The organism is Pseudomonas inefficax, from assembly GCF_032164165.1.
GTDB lineage: Bacteria > Pseudomonadota > Gammaproteobacteria > Pseudomonadales > Pseudomonadaceae > Aquipseudomonas > Aquipseudomonas inefficax.
Genome location: NZ_CP134401.1, coordinates 2068045 through 2086423, shown reverse-complemented (window position 1 = coordinate 2086423; position 18379 = coordinate 2068045). Strand labels below are relative to the sequence as shown.

General features: G+C 64.0%; 16 protein-coding genes and 1 riboswitch. Of the genes, 10 read left to right on the top strand and 6 right to left on the bottom strand.

The features are described 5' to 3' along the window. Positions 1-12: 12 nt before the first annotated feature. A complete protein-coding gene (msbA, locus tag RIN61_RS09385; RefSeq protein ID WP_112253718.1) occupies positions 13-1821 on the top strand; it encodes a lipid A export permease/ATP-binding protein MsbA in 1809 nt (602 codons plus the stop codon). A gap of 130 nt (positions 1822-1951) precedes the next feature. Further along, positions 1952-3373 carry a bifunctional D-glycero-beta-D-manno-heptose-7-phosphate kinase/D-glycero-beta-D-manno-heptose 1-phosphate adenylyltransferase HldE gene (gene hldE / locus RIN61_RS09380; RefSeq protein ID WP_112253717.1) on the top strand — a complete coding sequence of 474 codons (1422 nt, stop codon included), beginning with the start codon at positions 1952-1954 and terminating at the stop codon, positions 3371-3373. A 134-nt stretch (positions 3374-3507) separates the two neighbouring features. On the opposite strand, the gene RIN61_RS09375 is transcribed toward hldE, so the two are convergent. The 4 genes from RIN61_RS09375 to RIN61_RS09360 all read right to left on the bottom strand — a co-directional run bounded on the left by RIN61_RS09375 (position 3508) and on the right by RIN61_RS09360 (position 7006). After that, complete coding sequence (locus RIN61_RS09375; protein WP_133975797.1) at positions 3508-4476, bottom strand: metal ABC transporter ATPase; 969 nt, start codon at positions 4474-4476, stop codon at positions 3508-3510. Between the two features lie 50 nt (positions 4477-4526). After that, complete coding sequence (locus RIN61_RS09370; protein WP_313856860.1) at positions 4527-5339, bottom strand: aldo/keto reductase; 813 nt, start codon at positions 5337-5339, stop codon at positions 4527-4529. Further along, entirely contained in the window at positions 5336-6511 is a 1176-nt protein-coding gene (locus RIN61_RS09365) for an NAD(P)/FAD-dependent oxidoreductase (RefSeq protein ID WP_313856858.1), read from the bottom strand. The genes RIN61_RS09370 and RIN61_RS09365 overlap by 4 nt, the downstream gene beginning before the upstream one ends. A 162-nt stretch (positions 6512-6673) precedes the next feature. Further along, positions 6674-7006, bottom strand: a complete 333-nt coding sequence (locus RIN61_RS09360; RefSeq protein WP_008095055.1) for a DMT family transporter — start codon at positions 7004-7006, stop codon at positions 6674-6676. Between the two features lie 87 nt (positions 7007-7093). Here RIN61_RS09360 and RIN61_RS09355 point away from each other — a divergent pair, with 87 nt between their 5' ends. Both RIN61_RS09355 and waaA read left to right on the top strand, forming a co-directional pair. Continuing rightward, complete coding sequence (locus RIN61_RS09355; protein WP_207878661.1) at positions 7094-7984, top strand: LysR family transcriptional regulator; 891 nt, start codon at positions 7094-7096, stop codon at positions 7982-7984. 11 nt (positions 7985-7995) lie between these two features. Continuing rightward, positions 7996-9267, top strand: a complete 1272-nt coding sequence (waaA, locus tag RIN61_RS09350; RefSeq protein WP_215520483.1) for a lipid IV(A) 3-deoxy-D-manno-octulosonic acid transferase — start codon at positions 7996-7998, stop codon at positions 9265-9267. Between the two features lie 178 nt (positions 9268-9445). Here the strand turns inward: waaA and RIN61_RS09345 are convergent, their stop codons facing one another. Then, complete coding sequence (locus RIN61_RS09345; protein ID WP_207878665.1) at positions 9446-10882, bottom strand: TolC family outer membrane protein; 1437 nt, start codon at positions 10880-10882, stop codon at positions 9446-9448. A gap of 160 nt (positions 10883-11042) precedes the next feature. Further along, a riboswitch (TPP riboswitch) is annotated at positions 11043-11149 on the top strand. 154 nt (positions 11150-11303) lie between these two features. Between RIN61_RS09345 and thiC the strand changes: the two genes are divergently transcribed. Together thiC and cytX are read left to right on the top strand one after the other, a co-directional pair. Beyond that, a complete protein-coding gene (gene thiC, locus RIN61_RS09340) occupies positions 11304-13184 on the top strand; it encodes a phosphomethylpyrimidine synthase ThiC (RefSeq protein WP_025340847.1) in 1881 nt (626 codons plus the stop codon). 164 nt (positions 13185-13348) lie between these two features. Continuing rightward, complete coding sequence (gene cytX / locus RIN61_RS09335; protein WP_313856849.1) at positions 13349-14632, top strand: putative hydroxymethylpyrimidine transporter CytX; 1284 nt, start codon at positions 13349-13351, stop codon at positions 14630-14632. Here the strand turns inward: cytX and RIN61_RS09330 are convergent. Then, positions 14601-15347 (bottom strand): RsiV family protein, encoded by a 747-nt coding sequence (locus RIN61_RS09330; RefSeq protein ID WP_133975782.1) that lies wholly within the window; start codon positions 15345-15347, stop codon positions 14601-14603. The two genes, cytX and RIN61_RS09330, sit on opposite strands and share 32 nt — an antisense overlap. A gap of 196 nt (positions 15348-15543) precedes the next feature. Between RIN61_RS09330 and RIN61_RS09325 the strand changes: the two genes are divergently transcribed. From RIN61_RS09325 to RIN61_RS09310, 4 genes are all read left to right on the top strand, one after another. Continuing rightward, the gene (locus tag RIN61_RS09325; RefSeq protein ID WP_112253702.1) at positions 15544-16161 is read left to right on the top strand and encodes an NUDIX domain-containing protein; all 618 of its coding nucleotides are present in this window, start codon (positions 15544-15546) and stop codon (positions 16159-16161) included. Next, on the top strand, positions 16152-16604 hold the full coding sequence (locus RIN61_RS09320; protein ID WP_016501905.1) for a DUF1249 domain-containing protein: 453 nt from the start codon (positions 16152-16154) through the stop codon (positions 16602-16604). The genes RIN61_RS09325 and RIN61_RS09320 overlap by 10 nt, the downstream gene beginning before the upstream one ends. An 85-nt stretch (positions 16605-16689) precedes the next feature. Further along, on the top strand, positions 16690-17490 hold the full coding sequence (gene cpdA / locus RIN61_RS09315) for a 3',5'-cyclic-AMP phosphodiesterase (RefSeq protein ID WP_112253701.1): 801 nt from the start codon (positions 16690-16692) through the stop codon (positions 17488-17490). 273 nt (positions 17491-17763) lie between these two features. Beyond that, positions 17764-18372 carry a YqiA/YcfP family alpha/beta fold hydrolase gene (locus tag RIN61_RS09310; protein ID WP_112253700.1) on the top strand — a complete coding sequence of 203 codons (609 nt, stop codon included), beginning with the start codon at positions 17764-17766 and terminating at the stop codon, positions 18370-18372. The last annotated feature ends 7 nt before the right edge of the window (positions 18373-18379 follow it).

Sequence of the window (18379 nt, the reverse complement as noted above, 5' to 3'; positions counted from 1 at the left end):
GCGAGCTTGATAATGGCCGAAACACCGCGATCGGCGGAGCACACCTCCAGCCTGAAGATCTACTTCCGGCTGCTGAGCTATGTGAAACCCTATGTCGGCATTTTCCTGCTGAGCATCATCGGTTTCGTGATTTTTGCCTCGACCCAGCCGATGCTGGCCGGGATCCTGAAGTATTTCGTCGATGGGCTGAGCAACCCGGAAGCGGTGTTGTTCCCCAACGTCCCCTACCTGCGCGACCTGCAACTGCTGCAGGCGGTACCGCTGCTGATCATCCTGATCGCTGCGTGGCAGGGCCTGGGCTCGTTCCTCGGCAACTACTTCCTGGCCAAGGTTTCCCTGTGCCTGGTGCACGACCTGCGTGTGGAACTGTTCAACAAGTTGCTGGTGCTGCCTAACCGCTACTTCGACAACCACAACTCCGGGCACCTGATCTCGCGCATCACCTTCAACGTGACCATGGTCACCGGTGCGGCCACCGATGCGATCAAGGTGGTGATCCGCGAAGGCCTGACCGTGGTGTTCCTGTTCGGCTACCTGCTGTGGATGAACTGGCACCTGACCCTGGTGATGGTTGCCATCCTTCCGGTGATCGCGGTAATGGTCAGCGTCGCCAGCAAGAAATTCCGCAAGCAGAGCAAGAAGATCCAGGTGGCCATGGGTGACGTCACCCACGTCGCCTCGGAAACCATCCAGGGCTACCGCGTGGTGCGCAGCTTCGGCGGCGAGGCCTATGAGCAGCAGCGGTTCGGCAAGGCCAGCCAGAGCAACACCGACAAGCAGCTGCAGATGACCAAGACCGGCTCGCTGTACACGCCGATGCTGCAGCTGGTGATCTACACCGCCATGGCCGCGCTGATGTTCCTGGTGCTGTTCCTGCGCGGTGATTCCACTGCCGGTGACCTGGTGGCTTACATTACTGCCGCCGGTCTGTTGCCCAAGCCGATTCGTCAGCTTTCGGAAGTCAGCTCCACCATCCAGAAGGGCCTGGCCGGTGCCGAAAGCATCTTCGAACAACTGGACGAAGCACCTGAAGTGGACAGCGGTACCGTCGAGAAGGAGCGGGTGGACGGGCGCCTGGAAGTGCGCAACCTCAGCTTCACCTACCCGGGTACCGATCGTGAGGTGTTGAGCGATATCAGCTTCGTCGCCGAGCCAGGGCAGATGATTGCACTGGTCGGCCGTTCCGGCAGTGGCAAGTCGACCCTGGCAGCGCTGATCCCGCGCTTCTATCACCATGATCAGGGGCAGATCCTGCTCGATGGCGTGGAGATCGAGGACTATCGTCTGCGCAACCTGCGTCGCCACGTTTCGCAGGTGACCCAGCATGTCACCCTGTTCAACGATACCGTGGCCAACAACATCGCCTATGGCGACCTGGCCGGCGCCCCGCGCGCCGACATCGAAGCCGCTGCGGCCGATGCCTACGCCAAGGAGTTCGTCGACCGGCTACCGAAAGGCTTCGATACCGAAGTGGGTGAAAACGGCGTGCTGCTCTCCGGTGGCCAGCGCCAGCGCCTGGCCATCGCCCGGGCGCTGTTGAAGAACGCGCCGCTGCTGATCCTCGACGAAGCCACCTCGGCGCTGGATACCGAGTCCGAGCGGCATATCCAGGCTGCACTGGACCATGTGATGCAGGGCCGTACCACGCTGGTGATCGCCCACCGTCTGTCGACCATCGAGAAAGCCGACCAGATCCTGGTCATGGACCAGGGCCGCCTGGTCGAGCGCGGCACCCATGCCGAGCTGCTCGCGGCCAATGGCCATTATGCCCGCCTGCATGCCATGGGCCTGGATGAGCCGGCCAAGGCCGATATCACCTGAACCCTCGTTGATCGGGGCCATCATGGCCCCGATTGTCACGGGAATTTTCCTGGGGTGATCTGGCCGTAAAGCCGTCGTCTACCCTGTGCTAATATCCTGCCCCTGTTCATTATTTCCATATGGGTTGCCCATGAAGTTGTCCATGCCGCGTTTCGATCAAGCCCCGGTACTGGTGGTCGGCGATGTCATGCTCGACCGCTACTGGCATGGCGGTACTTCGCGTATCTCGCCTGAAGCGCCAGTCCCGGTGGTCAAGGTCGATCAGATCGAGGATCGCCCCGGCGGCGCGGCCAACGTTGCCTTGAACATCGCCGCCCTGGGTGCACCGGCTTCGCTGATTGGCGTCACCGGCCAGGACGAAGCCGCCGACAGCCTGGCCAACAGCCTGCATGCTGCAGGCGTGCGCTCGGTGTTCCAGCGCATCGCGCACCAGCCGACCATCGTCAAGCTGCGGGTCATGAGCCGTCACCAGCAGTTGCTGCGCATCGATTTCGAAGAACCGTTCGCCACCGACCCGCTGTCGCTGGGTGCCGAGGTCGACAGCCTGCTCGAGGGCGTCAAGGTGCTGGTCCTGTCCGACTACGGCAAGGGCGCACTGAAAAACCACCAGAGCCTGATCCAGGCGGCGCGTGCCAAAGGCATTCCGGTGCTGGCCGACCCCAAGGGCAAGGACTTTTCCATCTACCGTGGTGCCAGCCTGATCACCCCTAACCTCAGCGAGTTCGAGACCATCGTCGGCCGTTGCGCCGATGAAACCGAGCTGGTCGCCAAGGGCCTGCAGCTGCTGCAGGACCTGGACCTGGGCGCCTTGCTGGTGACACGTGGCGAGCACGGCATGACCCTGCTGCGCAGCGGCCAGCCGGCGCTGCACCTGCCGGCGCGGGCGCGTGAAGTGTTCGACGTGACCGGTGCGGGCGATACTGTCATCTCCACCCTCGCTGCGGCCATCGCTGCCGGCGAGGACCTGCCCCACGCAGTGGCCCTGGCCAACCTGGCAGCGGGCATCGTGGTCGGCAAGCTGGGTACGGCTGCGATCAGCGCCCCCGAGCTGCGCCGGGCGATCCAGCGCGAGGAAGGCTCCGAGCGCGGTGTGCTGGGCCTGGAGCAACTGCTGCTGGCCATCGATGACGCTCGGGCGCACAAAGAGAAGATCGTCTTCACCAACGGCTGCTTCGACATCCTGCATGCCGGGCATGTGACCTACCTGGAGCAGGCGCGGGCCCAGGGCGACCGCCTGATCGTCGCGGTCAACGACGATGCCTCGGTCAGCCGCCTGAAAGGGCCGGGCCGGCCGATCAACAGCGTCGACCGGCGCATGGCCGTACTGGCGGGGCTGGGGGCTGTGGACTGGGTCATCAGCTTCCCCGAGGGCACGCCGGAGAACCTGCTGAGCCAAGTCAAGCCGGACGTCCTGGTCAAGGGTGGCGATTATGGCATCGACCAGGTGGTGGGTGCCGATATCGTCAAGGCCTATGGCGGTACCGTGAAGGTGCTGGGGCTGGTCGAGAACAGCTCGACCACGGCGATCGTCGAGAAGATTCGCAAGAACTGAAAAAACCGGGGGCCGCTTTGCGGCCCATCGCGACACAAGGCCGCTCCTACACCAGGCCGTGCAACTTCAAGGCTTGCGCGATCCCTGTAGGAGCGGCCTTGTGTCGCGACGGGCTGCGCAGCAGACCCAGAGTCTTACTTGTGCAATGAAGTCCGCGCCCGCACCAGCAGTTCCCGCGCCTTGTCGCCAAACCGCTGCAGGTGTGAGGCCCGTACCGGCTTGTTCTCCACCAACCCCTGCTGTTTCACCCAATCCTTCCAGCGCACCCGCTCGTCCGTGACCACCCAGCCCTCCTGCCGGGCAAAACTCTCGGCCAGGTACAGCCCGCGCGTGCTCGCCGGCACCAGTTCATCCTTCTTCACGGTATACAGCTCAGCCAGTGGCTGACCGTCCTTCAATGGCATCAGGTACAGATCTGGCCGTTTGCGGTTCAGCCGCGCCACCAGTTGGTCGCCCTCCAGCCGTTCATCAACATGGAAAAGGCTGAGCTTCTTGGCGTCCCGCGGTACCTGCAGGCGCATGTCGTAGATCAGTTGCAGCGAGGCGGTGGGCAAGTGCACATACGCCCGTGGCCGTTCCAGCAGCATCAGCTTGCCGCAGTGCACCGGGCGCGCGGCACCGGACTCCGGGGTCAGCACGAAGTGCGGCGTTTCGCGGTAGTGCAGGGCGGCAGCGTAGGGTACCGGCAGCCAGGTGTCGTTGAAGCGCCCGCCCAGCCAGCCTTCCGGTGTTTCCAGCAAGCATTCCTCGGCCACTTCCTGAACAGCCGTGTGCAATGGCAGGTTCAGTTCCTGTGCTGGCACATAGCCGGAAATCAGTTTCAGCACCACATCGCCGCGATCTTGCCGGCGCTGACGCACCAGCACCCAGTAATCGCGGTTCTGCCAATGCAGGGTCAGCCGTACCGACACACCCAGGTTGGCCAGTTCGACCACGAAGCGCTGCACATCGGGCAACTGGATGGCCTTGCGCCGCTGTTGAGTCTGGGCAAAGTTCAGTGGCATGCCGATGCTCTGGTAGATCAGCCCTTCGGGCGTGGCCTCGACATGCAGCGGCAGTGTCTTGAAGTTGCTCGGGTTCTTGCGGATCAGCGTTCGCGCCACGAGGCTCCTCCTTGCGTCGGGTCAGTCCAGGCCCGTGGGCCTGGGGCAACTCAATGCTGGCCCAGGATACGGGCCACGGTGGCCACGTTGTGGGCCAGGTGCAACGGATTGATGGTGCCGACGATAGCACTGCTGACGCCCGGGTGGGCGAATAGCAGCTCGAAGCTGGCTTGCACCGGGTCAACGCCGGGGGCCAGGCAGATATGCCCACTGGCCAGGGCCTTCTTCACCAGGATGGCCTTGCCATGCTCGGCAGCGTAGTCCAGTACCGGGCGTTCTGCTTGTTCGTTGAGGTTGTAGGTGACCATGGCGCAGTCGCCTTGCTCCAGCGCCTTCAAGCCACCGGCGACGGTCTTGCCGGACAGGCCGAAGCCAAGGATCTTGCCCTCCTGCTTGAGCTCGGCAAGGGTCTGGTAGACCTCTTGCTGTTCCAGGATCGCCAGGTCGTTGCCGTCGGAATGTACCAGCACCAGTTCGATGCGGTCGGTTTCCAGGCGCTGCAGGCTGCGTTCCACCGAGCGGCGGGTATGAGTGGCGCTGAAATCGAAGTGTGATTGGCCGTTGTCGAATTCTTCGCCAACCTTGCTGACGATCACCCATTCGTCGCGCTGGCCGCGCAGCAGCGGGCCCAGGCGCTCTTCGCTGCGGCCGTAGGCTGGGGCGGTGTCGATCAGGTTGATGCCCAGCTCGCGGGCCTGGGCCAGCAGCAGGCGGGCTTCGTCGTCGCCGGGAATGGTGAAACCGGTCGGGTACTTCACGCCCTGGTCGCGACCCAGCTTGACCGTGCCCAGGCCTAGTGGCGAAACCCTGAAACCGGTGCTGCCCAAGGGGCGATGGAAGTCGTGCAGGGTGGGCAGGCTCATGGCAGCAGTTGCTCCCAGGCCGGTACGCCCAGCGGTGGGCGTGGCAAGTCGGCCAGGTCGGCCTGCGCTTGTGGGCGAATGCCGTCGCGCTCCAGGTGGCTGATGACGCGGTCGCTGAAGTCCGGCGCAAGAGCCAGCTTGGTCGGCCAGCCGACCAGCAGGCGGTGCTGGTCGGCGAGGAAGGCGTTGTCCGGGCGTACCAGGCCCGATTGCGCCGGCTCCGCCCGGTCGACCCGCAGGGTGGCCCAGCGCACCTGGCTCTGGTCGACCCATGGCAGCAGGCTGGCGATTTCTTTCTGCGCCGCGGCAATTTGCGCAGCCGGCTCGCGGGCGACGCCATCGGCTTCGGCCAGGTCACCGCCCAGGTACCAGACCCACTGGCCGTCGGCGGCCGGGTGGGTGGTCACCGTTACTCGTGGCTTCGGCCCGCCGCCCAGGCAGTGGGCGTAAAGCGGCTTCAGGTTGGCACCCTTGGCCATCACCATATGCAGCGGACGTGTCTGCATGGCCGGCTGGTTCAGGCCCAAGGCATGCAGCAGGTCTTCGGTACCGGCGCCGGCACTGAGCACGATGCGCTGGGCGCGGATGTCGCGCCCGTCCACGCGCAGGCCGACCAGCTCGTCGCCCTCGCGCAGCGGCTCGATGCGTTCGCCGGCGAGCAGGCTGTCACCCGCCAGCTGGGCCATGTTGGCCAGCAGGCTGGGCACGTCCACGACCAGCTCGGCCAGGCGATAGACCTTGCCCTTGAAGGCGCGGTCCTGCAGCGCGGGCGGCAGTTGTTCGCCCTTAACCTGATCGACCCGGCCGCGCACGGCCTTGCTGGCGAAGAAGCTGGTGAGGTTGCCGGCCAGGGTGCCTGGCGACCACAGGTAGTGGGCGTCGGACAGCAGGCGGGTACTGGTCAGGTCCAGCTCGCCGCTGCCGCTCAGCGCTTCGCGCCACCGGCGTGGCATGTCGGCGATGGCTTCCGAGGCGCCGGTGAGGGCACCGTGGAGGGCGTACTTGGTGCCGCCATGGATGATGCCCTGGGACTTGATGGTCTGCTCGCCGCCAAGGCTGGCGCGTTCCACCAGTACTGTCGAGTAGCCCAGCCGGCGCAGGCGGGCATTGAGCCAGAGGCCTGCGACCCCGGCGCCGACGATCAGCACGTCAGTGGAAATGGCGGATGGCATGGCGGTACCTCGAAGACTGGGACAGCTGGCAAGTATACAGGGTATACCTGTGATGGCCCTATCACCGGCAAGCCAGCTCCCACAGGGATGGCGTTGTCCCTGCGGGCTGTATCAACCTCTGTGGGAGCTGGCTTGCCGGCGATGAGGCCCGTACAGGCTGCCTCAATGCCCAGCCGTCTTCGAAAACAGCTGAATCACCACCACCCCACCCACGATCATGGCCATCCCCAGCATCGCTGGTACATCCAGCTTCTGCCCGTAGATCACCAGCGCCGCCACACTGATCAGTACAATCCCCAGCCCCGACCAGATGGCATAGGCGATCCCCACCGGAATACTGCGCACCACCAGGGTCAGCATCCAGAACGCAATGCCATAGCCAACCACCATCAGCAGCAACGGCAACGGCGTGCTCAGGCCTTTCACTGCTTTCATGGAAGCGGTGGCGATGACTTCGGCGCAGATGGCGATGGCGAGGTAGGTGTAGGCATTCATGGCGGGATCCTCCGGTGACTGGACGGGCATTCTAGACGTTACCTGGATGGGGTAAAGTCATTACCTATCACTATTGGAGATAGGCTGATGGCCGAGCAGTGGAACCTTGAACAGTTGCGTACCTTTCTGCGTGTTGCAGAACTGCGCTCGTTCTCTGCCGTGGCCCGTGAGCAGCGCAAGGCCCAGTCGGCGATCAGCAGCGCGATCGCCCTGCTCGAAACCGATCTTGGGGTCACCTTGTTCGAGCGCAGCAGTGGTCGGCAACCCAAGCTGACCGAAAACGGCAGCGCCTTGCTGGAAGATGCTCGCGAACTGTTGCGCCAGTGCGAGCGTCTGGATGGCCGTGCGTTGGCGCTGATGCGTGGGCAGGAGGCCTTGTTGCGGGTCGCCCAGGATGAAGCCATGCCTTATCAGCCGGTCATTGACAGCCTCGACGAACTGGCCAGCCGCTATCCGTTCCTGGAGGTGCAACTGGCCAGCGGCGCCCAGGGTGATGTGGCGCGCAAGCTGGTAGAGCGGCGCGCCGATCTTGGCCTGTTCTTCCACCACGAGAGCATCCCGGCCTCGCTGGAGCGGCGCGCTCTGGGTAGCGTGGAAATGGTCACCGTATGCGCGGTCGGCCACCCGCTCGCCGGCGAAGCCCGGGTCACACGCCAGCAACTGGCGCGCCACCGACAATTACTGATCACCCCGCAGCAAAGCGGCTACCCCGGCGGCGAGGCGATCAGCCCGCAGGTGTGGCGCGCCGACAGCTTCTATGCAATGGCCGAACTGCTGATGCGCGGCCTGGGCTGGGCCTGGCTGCCGCGGCACGTGGTGCAGTACCCGACTTACCAGGCGCACATGGTCGAACTGGACAGCGAGTGGCGGCCACCGGCCTTGGTGGCTGAACTGGCCTGGCGCCGCGACGCGCCACTGGGGCCGGCCGCGCAGTGGCTGGCCGAGCGCTTTGCGGTGCACCTGCGTGCGATCGGGTAAACTCCGCGGCCATGAACAGAACTCTCTATACCTTGTTGTTTCACCTGGGCCTGCCGCTGGTTGCGCTGCGCCTGTACCTGCGCGCGCGCAAGGCGCCAGCCTATGGCCAACGCATCGGCGAGCGCTTTGCCTTCAAGCTGCCGGCCATGCGCCGGGGCGGCATCTGGGTGCACGCGGTGTCGGTGGGCGAGAGCATTGCGGCGGCGCCGATGGTGCGAGCCTTGCTCAAGGCCTACCCGGAATTGCCGATCACGCTTACTTGCATGACCCCGACCGGTTCCGAGCGTATTCGCGCCATGTTCGCCGACGAACCACGCGTGCAGCATTGCTACTTGCCTTACGACCTGCCGTGGGCGGCGGGGCGTTTTCTTGATCGAGTGCAGCCGAAGCTGGGCATCATCATGGAAACCGAGCTGTGGCCCAACCATATTCACCAGTGTGCAAAGCGCGGCATTCCGGTAGCGCTGGCCAACGCACGCTTGTCTGAGCGTTCGGCCCGTGGCTATGGGCGCTTTGCCAGGCTGACCCGGCCCATGCTGGCCGAGATGAGCCTGATTGCCGTGCAGACCGAAACCGAGGCCCAGCGCTTCCGTAACCTGGGCGCGCGCCCGGAGTGCGTGCAGGTCACCGGCTCGATCAAGTTCGACCTGAAGGTCGACGAGCAACTGTTGCCGCGCGCCAGGGCATTGCGTGAGCAGTGGGACGCTGCACAGCGTCCGGTGTGGATCGCCGCCAGTACCCACGAAGGTGAAGACGCATTGATCCTGCAGGCGCATCGGCAGTTGCTGCAGGTGCATGGCGATGCCCTGCTGATCCTGGTGCCGCGCCACCCCGAGCGATTCGCTGCGGTGTATACGCTGTGCAGCGAACAGTTCACCACCGTGCGCCGCTCTGCCGGCACGCCGGTCGATGGGCAGACGCAGGTATTGGTCGGCGACACCATGGGCGAACTGCTGTTCCTCTATGCCTTGGCCGACATCGCCTTTGTCGGTGGCAGCCTGGTGGCAACCGGCGGGCACAACCCGCTGGAGCCCGCAGCGCTGGCCCTGCCGGTACTGATGGGGCCGCATGTGTTCAACTTCCTCGAAATCAGCGCGATGCTGCGCGAGGCGGGGGCGTTGCAGCAGGTGGACGATGCCGACGGGCTGGCCGAAGCGGTGCGGAGGCTGGTCGAGTTACCGCAGGATGCCCAGCGCATGGGTGATGCGGGCAGGGCGGTGATGCGGGCCAATCAAGGGGCTTTGCAGCGGTTGCTCGATGGGTTGGGCAAACTCATCAGCTGACTTCTAAACAGAGTCAGCAATGGTGCGGTCCTTGTAGGAGCGGCCTTGTGTCGCGAAAGGGCCGCATAGCGGCCCCAGCAATCTGTGCATCACTGCTGATTCTCTGGGGCCGCTCTGCGGCCCTTTCGCGACACAAGGCCGCTCCTACAGCGACCGCGCTCGCCTTGGTCCAGTACTTTCAGGGGCGACGCTCGAAGTTCTTGGCCGCTGCAGCCGCCAGGTCCGGCGGCAGGAAGTCCTTGTCCGGGTTGTAGTCCGGCTTCAGGTACCGCTTGAGGTCCTCAAGGTCCTGCGGGCTCAAGGTGCCGGCCGCCTGCTTCAGACTCAGGTTGTCGAGGATGTAGTCATAGCGGCTGTTGTTGTAGTCGCGCACCGAGGTGTACAGCTGACGCTGGGCGTCGAGCACATCGACGATATTGCGGGTACCCACCTGGTAACCGATCTCGGTGGCTTCCAGCGCGCTCTGGTTGGAAATGATCGACTGCTTGCGCGCCTGCACCTGTTCCACATCGGTGTTCACCGCGCGGTGCAGGTTGCGGGTGTTCTCCACCACCTGGCGGCGCAGGCTTTCCCGCTGCTGTTCGCTCTGGCTCAGGCGCTGGTAGGCCTCGCGCACCTGCGAGCTGGTCAGGCCGCCGCTGTAGATCGGGATGTTCAACTGCAGGCCGATGCTGGTCTGCTCGACGTCGCCGCCATAGCGCGTAACGGGGGCCGGTGCGGGGTTGGTGAAACCGAAGTTGTCGTTGTCACCCTTCTGATACTTGGCCACTGCGTCCAGTGTCGGCGCATGGCCGGCCTTGCGCTGGCGCAAGGTTTCCTCGGCAGCGACCACCGCATGGTTGGTGGCCAGCAGGTTGAGGTTCTGGCGCCCGGCGGTTTCGACCCAGGCCTTGGCGTCGTTGGGCGTAGGGACCTGCACCGGCAGGGTGTGGACCACGCCCTGAATCGACGTGTATTCCCGGTTGGTCAGGGTTACCAGGGCCTCGAAGGCATCCTGTACCTGGCGCTCGGCAATGATCCGGTTGGCCCGCGCCGTGTCGTAGCTTGCCTGGGATTGCAGCACATCGGTCTTGTCGGATAGGCCGACGTCGAAGCGTTCGTTGGACTGGTCCAGTTGGCGCTTGAAGGCAGCTTCCTCGGCCTTGGTCGCCGCCAGGTTGTCCTGGGCGCGGAGCACGGCGAAGTAATTCTGCGCGGTTTGCAGGATCAGGTTCTGTTCGGTCGCCGACAGCTCCAGCGCCGCCTGTTCGTTGACCGCTTCGGCCGCCTGCAACTGGAACCAGCGGTCGGCGCGGAAGATAGGTTGCGCCAGGGTAGCGCTCCAGGTATTGCCGCTGCGGTTGCTGGTGGCCGATGGTTCGTCCAGCTTGGTGCGGGTGTTCAGCATCTCGGCACCGGCCGACAGGTTAGGCAGCAACCCGGCGCGAGCCTGTGGCACCACTTCGCGGCGTGCGCCGTAATCGGCGCGGGCCGCAGCCAGGTCAGCGTTATTGTCGACCGCTTCCTGGTAGACGCTGACCAGGTCGGTCTTGACTGTTTGGGGCACGTCCGCTGCCCAGACCATTCCGTTGGACGCACAAGACACGGCTATCGCCAGTGAAAGTTTGCGCAGCATAGAGGCAATCCTTGTACGAAATTTAATTACTGAACTGTTGAGTATCGAGCGACGGGCCAGTGTAGTGCCATGCGCACCCGGCAACAATCGCTCGGGGTGCCTTTCATCATCCGCGCATTTACCCGCTTGGCTTCACCGACCACTCCAGTCTAGACTGCGCATGTTCTTGTCGGGGTGCCTTGAAGCAAAGGCTGAGATCGCAAAGTTGCGGATCCCGTTGAACCTGATCAGGTTAGCGCCTGCGTAGGGAACAAGATTGCTCGCCTTCCCGGGGAGCCTCTTGTGCCAGGTCCGGGAATGTCGCAGCTGCATGCAGCTTCAGGCACCCCCATATCCGGCACTGCACCCATCAAGGGTGCGTCCGCGCCTTTCAGGTTCACCCCGACATTCCACTGCTAGGAAGCCGTCTGGAGAGCCTGTGATGACCAAACAAGAAAAAGCGATCAACCTAAGCGAATCGGCACAAGTCGATCAGCAGTCCGTGCAACCGTTCCCGCGTTCGCGCAAGGTGTATGTCGAAGGCTCGCGCCCGGACATCCGGGTCCCCATGCGTGAAATCAGCCTGGACGACACCCCGACCGACTTCGGTGGCGAGTCCAATGCCCCGGTGCTGGTCTACGATACTTCCGGCCCGTACACCGACCCTAACGTTGTCATCGATGTGCGCAAGGGCCTGGCCGACGTGCGTTCGGCGTGGATCGAGGCGCGTGGTGACACCGAGCGGCTGGCCGGCCTGAGCTCCGACTTCGGCCAGCAGCGCCTTAACGATGCCGAACTGGCCAAGCTGCGTTTCGCCCACGTACGCAACCCGCGCCGTGCCAAGGCTGGCGCAAATGTCTCGCAGATGCACTACGCCCGCCAGGGCATCATCACCGCCGAGATGGAGTACGTGGCCATCCGTGAAAACATGAAGCTGCAAGAGGCACGCGCCGCCGGCCTGCTCGACGAGCAGCACGCCGGCCACAGCTTCGGCGCCAACATCCCGAAAGAAATCACCCCCGAGTTCGTGCGCCAGGAAATCGCCCGTGGCCGCGCGATCATCCCTGCCAACATCAACCACCCGGAAGTGGAGCCGATGATCATCGGCCGCAACTTCCTGGTGAAGATCAACGGCAACATCGGCAACAGCGCCCTGGGTTCCTCGATCGAGGAAGAAGTGGCCAAGCTGACCTGGGGCATCCGCTGGGGTTCGGACACGGTCATGGACCTGTCCACCGGCAAGCACATTCATGAAACCCGCGAGTGGATCATCCGCAACTCGCCGGTGCCGATTGGTACCGTGCCGATCTACCAGGCGCTGGAAAAGGTCAACGGCGTGGCCGAGGACCTGACCTGGGAGCTGTTCCGCGACACCCTGATCGAGCAGGCCGAGCAGGGCGTGGACTACTTCACCATCCACGCCGGCGTACTGCTGCGCTATGTGCCACTGACCGCCAAGCGTGTTACCGGTATCGTCAGCCGTGGTGGCTCGATCATGGCCAAGTGGTGCCTGGCCCACCACAAGGAAAACTTCCTGTACACCCACTTCGACGAAATCTGCGAAATCATGAAGGCCTACGACGTCAGCTTCTCGCTGGGCGATGGCCTGCGCCCCGGCTCGATTGCCGACGCCAACGATGCCGCACAATTCGGTGAACTGGAAACCCTCGGCGAGCTGACCAAGATCGCCTGGAAGCATGATGTGCAGTGCATGATCGAAGGCCCGGGCCACGTGCCGATGCAGCTGATCAAGGAGAACATGGACAAGCAGCTGGAATGCTGCGACGAGGCGCCGTTCTACACCCTTGGCCCGCTGACCACCGATATCGCCCCTGGCTACGACCACATCACCTCGGGCATTGGTGCAGCGATGATCGGCTGGTTCGGTTGCGCCATGCTCTGCTATGTCACGCCCAAGGAGCACCTGGGCCTGCCGAACAAGGATGACGTGAAGACCGGCATCATCACCTACAAGATCGCCGCGCATGCCGCCGACCTTGCCAAGGGCCACCCGGGTGCACAGATTCGTGACAACGCCTTGTCCAAGGCGCGCTTCGAATTCCGTTGGGAAGACCAGTTCAACCTCGGCCTGGACCCGGACACTGCTCGCGCCTACCACGACGAAACCCTGCCGAAGGAATCGGCCAAGGTCGCGCATTTCTGCTCGATGTGCGGGCCGAAGTTCTGCTCGATGAAGATTACCCAGGAAGTGCGTGAGTACGCGGCCAAGATCGAAACCGTGGATGTGACGGTCGAGCAAGGCATGCGCGAGCAGGCCGAGCGGTTCCGCCAGGAAGGCAGCCAGCTGTACCACAAGGTGTAACTGACTTTACATCTGCATTGAACCGGCTGGCCTCTTCGCGGGTAAACCCGCTCCCACAGGTATCCCACTGCCTTGAGCATTGTGCGGTCCCTGTGGGAGCGGGTTTACCCGCGAAGAGGCCAGTCGGTTCAGCACATACCTCAACCCTTTTGGCGATCACAACAATGACCACCCCCAGCCAATTCTCCCCCGACCACCCGGTCCCCATCGCTCAGCGCATCTTCGGCGCCCGCGACCTGTTCTCGCTATGGTTTTCCCTCGGCATCGGCCTGATGGTGCTGCAGGTCGGCGCCATGCTGGCCCCCGGCCTGGGCCTTGCAGGCGCAGTGCTGGCCATTGCCCTTGGCACCGGTGTGGGGGTGCTGCTGCTGGGGGCCGCCGGTGTCATTGGCAGCGACACCGGCCTGTCGGCCATGGGCACGCTTAAACTGAGCCTGGGCGGCCACGGCGCGCGCTTGCCGGCGCTGCTCAACCTGCTGCAACTGGTCGGCTGGGGCGCGTTCGAGATCATCGTCATGCGCGATGCCGCCAGCCTGCTGGGCGCGCGGGCGTTCGGCGAAACCAGTGCCTGGAACAGCCCTGTGCTCTGGACGCTGTGCTTCGGCGCCCTGGCCACCTTGCTCGCGGTCGGTGGGCCGCTGGCGTTCGTGCGCAAGGTGCTGCGCACCTGGGGCATCTGGCTGCTGCTGGGTGCTTGCCTGTGGCTGACCTGGAACCTGTTCGCCAAGGCCGACCTGGCGGCACTGTGGAACCGCGCCGGCGACGGTTCGATGTCGCTGGCCGTTGGCTTCGATATTGCCATTGCCATGCCGCTGTCCTGGTTGCCGCTGATCGCCGACTACTCGCGTTTTGCCCGTAACGGCAAACATGTATTCGGCGGTACGGTACTGGGCTACTTTATCGGCAACACCTGGCTGATGAGCCTGGGCGTGGGCTACACCTTGGCCTTCGCCGGCAGTGGCGAAGCCAACGCCCTGCTGCTGGCCCTGGCGGGCGCTGGCATGGGCATTCCACTGCTGCTGATTCTGCTCGACGAGTCGGAAAAGGCATTTGCCGACATTCACTCGGCGGCCGTTTCCACCGGCGTGCTGATGCGCCTGAAGGTCGAACACCTGGCGCTGGCCATTGGCGTGCTGTGCACGCTGATCGCCCTGCTGGCGCCGCTGGCACAGTACGAGAACTTCCTGCTGCTGATCGGTTCGGTGTTTGCACCGCTGTTCGGTGTGGTCTTGATGGACCACTACGTGATCCGTCGCCGCCGCCTGCCGGCACAGGTGCATGGCTTGCACTGGCAGGCACTGCTGGCCTGGGGGGTGGGCGTTGCGGCGTACCATGTGATCGCCGCGCAAGCGCCCGACGTAGGGGCGACCCTGCCGGCATTGCTGCTGGCAGGGCTACTGCACGGGCTGCTGAGCCTCAGCCGCGGCCGGGAAACAGTTCGGGCTTGAGCACGCCATTCAGGCGCGGGTAGGGGATCTTCAATTCCACGTGGCCCATGGAATAGGGCGCGATGGTATAGACCTCGTACTTGACCACCACCGCGCCGTACGTCAGGGCGACGTGCGGCGACCGTTTGAACGGCCAGGTCTTGATGAACTCGGCATCCTTGTCCATGCCCACGCTGATCAGCCAGGCGCGGTGCGATTCTTCGACGGTTTTCCAGAAGGTGTCTTCCTGGCCGGGCACCAGCATGTCCTGCAGGGTCAGCACCTTGTCCAGCTTGCGCGAATAGTTGATGAAACCGCGCCCGGGCATGCCGTGGGCGCCGCCGCTGTCCAGGTAGCTGGACAGTTCGATGATCACCAGCCCGTCATGCTGCTCACGTACCTTGGCTTGCAGATAGCTGCTGTTGCGCTTGTCGGCACTGGCCAGGTACTGCTGCTCGTAGGCTTGCAGGGTGGCGGGTGCGTTACCGCGCTGGTTGTCTTCGGTCAGTTGCAGCAGGCGTTTCTCGACAATGCCATCGAGCTTGGGCAAGGCCGGGAAGTGGATCATGTCGATGTTCACCAGCGGGCAGTCGCTTTCGCTGCAGCCGGGTTTGACATGCTCCCAGGCATCGCGCTTGACCTCGAGCGGCGCCCGGTAGTTAGGCGTGAACAGGCTTTGGCAGGCCCCCAGGGCCAGGGCCAGCACAGCCACGGAAGTCAGTTTGACAAGTGTCATGAGGATCCTTGCAGAACAGGGAAAAGTCGGCCTTTGACCGTCTGCGCGGCCTTCAGTTCGCCACTAAGCTAACAGAGAGAAGGCGCGCTGTCCCGAGTGGGCGAACGGTTGCCGGAAAGGGGTGAAACCGGCAGGCGTGCAGAGTAGGATGGCGCGATGCGGTAAGCATGTGGTTGATGTAGCAACGAGGATTTCCATGTCAGACACGTTGAATTCGGTGCCCAAGGCGGTCGAGATCGTCAAGCGGGCCAATTGCTTCCAGGGCTTCTACAAGCTCGACAAGGTGCACCTGCGCCACGAGCTGTTCGCCGGGGGCATGGGCCGTGAGATCAGCCGCGAGTTGTTCGTGCGCCATGATGCGGTGTGCGTGCTGCCCTACGACCCGCAACGCGATGAAGTGGTGCTGATCGAGCAGTTCCGTGTGGGGGCGCTGGGCAAGGTCGACAACCCTTGGCTGATCGAAATGGTGGCCGGGCTGATCGACAAGGATGAGCAACCCGAGGAAGTCGCCCACCGCGAAGCCGAAGAAGAAGCCGGCCTGGCCTTCACCGCCCTGTGGCCGATGACCCGTTACTTCCCGTCGCCCGGCGGTAGTGACGAATACGTTCACCTGTTCCTCGGCCGTTGCAGCAGCGAAGGGGCGGGCGGCCTGCATGGCCTGGAAGAAGAGGGCGAGGACATTCGTGTGCGCGTGTGGTCGTTCGAGAATGCCTTGCAGGCTGTACGCGACGGGCGTATCTGCAACGCGGCGACCATCATCGGCCTGCAATGGCTGGCGCTGAATCGTGACGAAGTAAGAGGTATGTGGAAGTGAACCTGCTGCGCGAGCGTTATCGGGTCGACCTGGTCGGGCTGCAGGCAGCCTGCGAGGCCAACTACGCCCGGCTGATGCGCCTGTTGCCAGACATGCGCACCACCCAGAGCTCGCGCCGCATCGGCATGACCCAGGGCGACCAAATGCTCGGCGTGCTGGTGCTCGATGTGGTACTGGCCTGCCCGTACACCACCACCCTGCACGTGCGCCAGGAGCACAGCCTGCCGTGGTTGCCGGTACCGCACCTGGAAGTGCAGGTGTACCACGATGCGCGCATGGCCGAAGTGGTCAGTGCCGAGCACACCCGGCGCCTGCGCAGCATCTACCCCTATCCGAACGAGGCCATGCACCAGCCGGACGAAAAGGCCCAGCTCAACCTGTTCCTTGGTGAATGGCTGAGTCACTGCCTGGCTTGTGGCCACGAACTGGCGAGCGTTCGCTGAAGTGTGACGCAGGTCGTTCGTGGGTGTTTGCTCGCGACCGTCGCCCAGCCATAATTCCTGCTGAATCCGTTCGAGGAGACGGCCGTTGCCGCAGCCAGACCAATCGCGCCCCGTGCATGTGGTGCAACTGACCGATGCCCACCTGTTCGCCGACCCGGCCGGCAGCATGCTGGGCCTCAATACCCGTGACAGCCTGCGCCATGTAGTGGCCCAGGTGCAGCGGGAGCAGCCGCTTGTCGACCTGCTGCTGTGCACCGGCGACCTGTCCCAGGACGCCAGCGTGGCCTCCTACGAAGCGTTCCGTGAGCTGACCGCGCCGTTTGCCGTGCCCACGCGCTGGTTGCCGGGCAACCACGACGAGGCGCGGGTCATGGCGCAAGTGGCGCCGGAGCTGGTGCAGGCAGTGACCGATATCGGTGCGTGGCGCATCATCACGCTCGACACTGCGGTACCTGGGGCCACCCATGGGCTGCTGGAAGATCACCAGCTGAGCGTGTTGAAGGCTGCCCTGCAAGAGGCGGGCAACCGGCACTGCCTGGTGTGCTTCCACCATCAGCCGGTGGATATCGGATGTGCCTGGATCGCGCCGATCGGCTTGCGCAATGCCCAGGCGCTGTTCGATATCGTCGAGGGTTATCCACAGGTGCGGGCGCTGCTGTGGGGGCATGTGCATCAGGAATGGGATGAAGTGCGCGGTGGTCGGCGCTTGCTGGCCACCCCGTCGACCTGTATCCAGTTTGCGGCGGGTAGCGAAGACTTCAAGGTGAGCGACGAGCAGCCTGGATACCGCTGGCTGCGCCTGCATGCCGACGGGCGGTTGGAGACTGGAGTGGAGCGGGCGCTGGATTTCCAGGTGAAGCTCGATTTCGATAGCCCTGGCTATTGAGCTGCGGCTGCAGACGCGGTCAATTGTAGGAGCGGCCTTGTGTCGCGATGGGCCGCAGAGCGGCCCCGGCAATGTCTGTGGCGAAGCTGCAACCCTGGGGCCGCTTCGCGCCCCATCGCGACACAAGGCCGCTCCTACAGGGAACTGTGGTTGCGACTTCGGTGAAGAAATTGTTGCGAAACCCGTGACACTGCGTCAAAACCCGGCGAACGCGCTACACTGCGCGTCCCTGCGCCTATCACCGGGCGCGAAGCCACAGATTCCGGGGGCAGCATGTCGGGTTCCATCCTCTATATCCATGGCTTTAACAGCTCGCCACTTTCGACCAAGGCGCGTCAACTCGAGGCCGTGATGCAGCAACTGGGTCTGTCGGCCCAATTGCGGGTGCCCGCCTTGCACCACCACCCACGCCAGGCCATCGCCCAGCTCGAAGCGGCCATCGCCGAACTTGGCGCGCCATTACTGGTGGGCAGTTCGCTCGGCGGCTACTATGCCACCCATCTGGCCGAGCGCCACGGCCTCAAGGCCCTGCTGGTGAACCCGGCGGTGACCCCGCACAAGCATTTCGACGGCTACCTGGGCATCCAGCACAATCACTACACCGGTGAAGCCTGGGAGTTGACCCACGACCACGTGCAGGCCCTGGCCGAACTGGAAGTGCCAGCCCCGGTGGATGCCAGCCGCTATCAAGTGTGGCTGCAGACCGCCGATGAAACCCTGGACTATCGCCATGCCGAGCGCTATTACCGTGCTTGTGCGCTGCGCATACAGGCCGGCGGCGATCACAGCTTCCAGGGCTTCGCCGAGCGCCTGCCGGCACTGCTGGCCTTCGCCGGCATTGCCCGTGGGCAGTATGCAGCGCTCGATTTTTCTGTATTTTGACTTTTTG

Coding starts and splice junctions, on each gene's coding strand:
- msbA (WP_112253718.1), top strand. CDS start 13: ATGGCCGAAACACCGCGATCGGCGGAGCACACCTCCAGCCTGAAGATC.
- hldE (WP_112253717.1), top strand. CDS start 1,952: ATGAAGTTGTCCATGCCGCGTTTCGATCAAGCCCCGGTACTGGTGGTC.
- RIN61_RS09370 (WP_313856860.1), bottom strand. CDS start 5,339: ATGAGCCTGCCCACCCTGCACGACTTCCATCGCCCCTTGGGCAGCACC.
- RIN61_RS09365 (WP_313856858.1), bottom strand. CDS start 6,511: ATGCCATCCGCCATTTCCACTGACGTGCTGATCGTCGGCGCCGGGGTC.
- RIN61_RS09360 (WP_008095055.1), bottom strand. CDS start 7,006: ATGAATGCCTACACCTACCTCGCCATCGCCATCTGCGCCGAAGTCATC.
- RIN61_RS09355 (WP_207878661.1), top strand. CDS start 7,094: ATGGCCGAGCAGTGGAACCTTGAACAGTTGCGTACCTTTCTGCGTGTT.
- waaA (WP_215520483.1), top strand. CDS start 7,996: ATGAACAGAACTCTCTATACCTTGTTGTTTCACCTGGGCCTGCCGCTG.
- RIN61_RS09345 (WP_207878665.1), bottom strand. CDS start 10,882: ATGCTGCGCAAACTTTCACTGGCGATAGCCGTGTCTTGTGCGTCCAAC.
- thiC (WP_025340847.1), top strand. CDS start 11,304: ATGACCAAACAAGAAAAAGCGATCAACCTAAGCGAATCGGCACAAGTC.
- cytX (WP_313856849.1), top strand. CDS start 13,349: ATGACCACCCCCAGCCAATTCTCCCCCGACCACCCGGTCCCCATCGCT.
- RIN61_RS09330 (WP_133975782.1), bottom strand. CDS start 15,347: ATGACACTTGTCAAACTGACTTCCGTGGCTGTGCTGGCCCTGGCCCTG.
- RIN61_RS09325 (WP_112253702.1), top strand. CDS start 15,544: ATGTCAGACACGTTGAATTCGGTGCCCAAGGCGGTCGAGATCGTCAAG.
- RIN61_RS09310 (WP_112253700.1), top strand. CDS start 17,764: ATGTCGGGTTCCATCCTCTATATCCATGGCTTTAACAGCTCGCCACTT.